Here is a 2841-nt window from a genome sequence, read left to right on the forward strand (position 1 = left end):
TTCTTGTACGAGCTGCTCAATGAGCGTCCTGCCGGAGACCAAGAGAATAACTTTGGCTTGCTGCGTGTTGATGGCTCTCCCAAGCCTGCTTTTACCGCACTCAAAAACTTGATAGCGCTGCTGCAGGATGCGGGTACGCCTATTCAGCCAGGAACGCTGTCCTACAGCCTCAGTGGAGATTTGGCTCATGTGCATCACACGCTGCTGCAAAAGTCGAATGGGCGCTTCTATCTGGTTCTGTGGCAGGAAATTTCCTGCTTTGACGTGCAGCAGCGGACGGATGTCGCCACGATTGATCGTCCGCTCACACTGACCCTTAATACAGCGGTTGCCCAAGCAACGGGATACTACCCGATCAGTTCCACAGCCCCGGCTTGGCAAAGTTCTAACCCCAGACAGTTGCCAATTAGCGTGCCAGATCATCCTCTAGTAATTGAACTAAGTGCGGGAACTTAAGTCTGAGATGCATTTTCTTAGGTAAGTAATCAGGTAAGGCGATAGGGAATCGGTTGCTCCGGGTTCCCGACTCGCCATTCCTCCCGCCTATCTACCAACCGACTCGATGGACACGACCATGAACACGCCACGGGAACTTCACTCTGTCAGTCTCTTTCTGCCAGCGCTTGCAGGCGGCGGCGCTGAGCGAGCAATGTTGCATTTAGCACAAGGGTTTGCAGAACGAGGTCTTAAAACCGATTTGGTCGTTGCACAGGCAGAAGGGGCATATCTAACGCAGATTCCTTTAGGGGTGCGATTGGTGAATCTGCAATCTCGGTTTCCGGTCGTTCTGTCAAAAACCCTGGCGCTGCGTCGCTACTTGCAGCAGGAGTGCCCAGACGTGCTGCTGTCCGCGTTAGATATTGTGAGTTCAGCCACGTGGGCGCGACGAATGGCGGGGGGGGCTACCCGCATTGTTATGTGTGTGCAAACCAATCTGTCGCAGCAGTTTCAGGATCATCAGCCAAACAGCATCGGCAAAGTTCGTCCGCAGTTGGTGCGGTGGTTCTATCCGTGGGCTGATGAGATTGTGGCGGCGTCTCACGGAGTTGCGGCGGATGTGGCACGCATGACCAATTTATCGATCGATCGCATTCACGTGGTTCACAATCCAGTTGTGACGCCGGACATGCAGACCAAGATGCACGCAGCGATCGATCATCCTTGGTTTGCGCCCGACGAACCGCCTGTACTGTTGGGGGTGGGGCGACTTGTGAGCCAAAAAGACTTCTTCACGCTGATTCGCGCGTTTGCCCAAGTGCGGCAGCAGCGACGCGCCCGTCTGGTCATTCTAGGCGAAGGGGAACAGCGTTCTCAACTGGAAGCGCTGGTGCAAGAACTCGGTTTAGAAGCAGACGTAGACCTGCCTGGATTCACCGACAATCCCTACGCTTACATGCGACAGGCAGGGGTGTTTGTGCTGTCCTCGATTTTTGAAGGCTTTGGGAATGTGGTGGCTGAGGCGATCGCCACGGGTACTCCTGTCGTTTCTACCGATTGCGAAAGCGGACCTGCAGAAATTCTAGAGAACGGCAAATACGGTCGCTTGGTGCCGGTTGGAGATGCCAACGCGCTTGCAGAGGCGATCGTTGCCACACTGGACAGCCCCACCGACTCTGCTATTCTGCGTCAGCGGGCTGAGGCATTCTCGATCACCACCGTCACAGACCAGTATCTGTCGATCCTACAGCGCCAACTGCCGGAATCTCAACGGCAGGCAAGCTAAGAAAGGTGTGACAGGGGCTGAATTCAGCCCCTGTCAATGTACACACCGTACTGACCGAGTCGAGCACAAGCGCAGCCCAACGCCTAAATCTCGCGCGATCGCCATCCGATGGTAGAGTCACTATCGGAGGGTTTAGAGGGTTTTGTCATGAAGGCGCAAGTGTTTCGCGGAGTTAATCAGCTTAGCTACGAAGAGATTCCCGTTCCAGAGATTCTCTCAGATGAAGTGCTGGTGCAGGTGCAGGTCGTAGGCTTGTGTCAGTCAGACATCAAAAAAATTCGCTATCCGCTGCTGAATCCGCCCCGCATCTTTGGGCACGAAACCGCAGGCACGATCGCCGCTGTCGGCTCAGACGTAAAGCACTGGCAGGTGGGCGATCGAGTTGTGGTGCTGCACCATATTCCCTGTATGCACTGCGCCTACTGCCTGAATGAAAGCTACTCCATGTGTGAGGTGTACAAAACCGTCACCACCACCGCAGGCTTTATTCCCAGCGGTGGCGGCTTTGCTGAGTACGTTAAAGTGCCAGGACACATTGTTCAGCACGGCGGATTGATGAAGATTCCCGCGGCGGTGACATTTGAGCAAGCGAGCTTTGTGGAGCCAACCAACTGCTGCCTCAAAGCTGTAAAAAAAGCTCAGGTGCAGCCGGGGCAAACTGTGCTGATTACCGGAGCTGGACCGATCGGGCTGATGTTTATCATGCTGGTGAAGCACTTCGGAGCGCGGGCGATCGCCACCGATCTGCTGCCGAGTCGGATTGAAAAAGCGCTGGCAGTGGGAGCCGAAGCCGCCTTTGACGCCCGCGATGCCGATTTGCCCGCAAAAATCAATGCCCTCACTGATGGCATGGGGGTAGACACGAGTCTGCTTGCCGTTCCTAGCGACAAAGCCTTTTTTCAGGCGCTAGACTGTACCCGCAAAGGAGGCAAAATTCTGTTCTTCGCGGAGTTTCCCGACGAGGTGGAGATTCCGATCAATCCCAACATTCTCTACCGCCGCGAAATCGATCTAATGGGCAGCTACAGTTCCGCTTACCCACTGCAAGCGCTGTCCGCAGACATTGTGTTCAACCAGCGAATTGATGTGGACGCGCTGATTAGCGATCGCTATCCTCT

The 2841-nt window shown here is 54.9% G+C and carries 2 protein-coding genes and 1 pseudogene; all 3 read left to right on the plus strand.

Translation table 11 applies throughout. The features are described from left to right. Positions 1–456, plus strand: a pseudogene (locus tag H6F43_RS09955) (hypothetical protein); the annotation flags it as partial. A 118-nt stretch (positions 457–574) separates the two neighbouring features. Continuing rightward, positions 575–1723 carry a glycosyltransferase gene (locus tag H6F43_RS09960; protein ID WP_190342628.1) on the plus strand — a complete coding sequence of 383 codons (1149 nt, stop codon included), beginning with the start codon at positions 575–577 and terminating at the stop codon, positions 1721–1723. Positions 1724–1870: 147 nt separating this feature from the next. Further along, a partial coding sequence (locus tag H6F43_RS09965; protein ID WP_190342629.1) for an alcohol dehydrogenase catalytic domain-containing protein occupies positions 1871–2841 on the plus strand: 971 nt, incomplete at its 3' end.

The sequence above is a fragment of the Leptolyngbya sp. FACHB-36 genome (assembly GCF_014695955.1).
Lineage (GTDB): Bacteria > Cyanobacteriota > Cyanobacteriia > Leptolyngbyales > Leptolyngbyaceae > FACHB-36.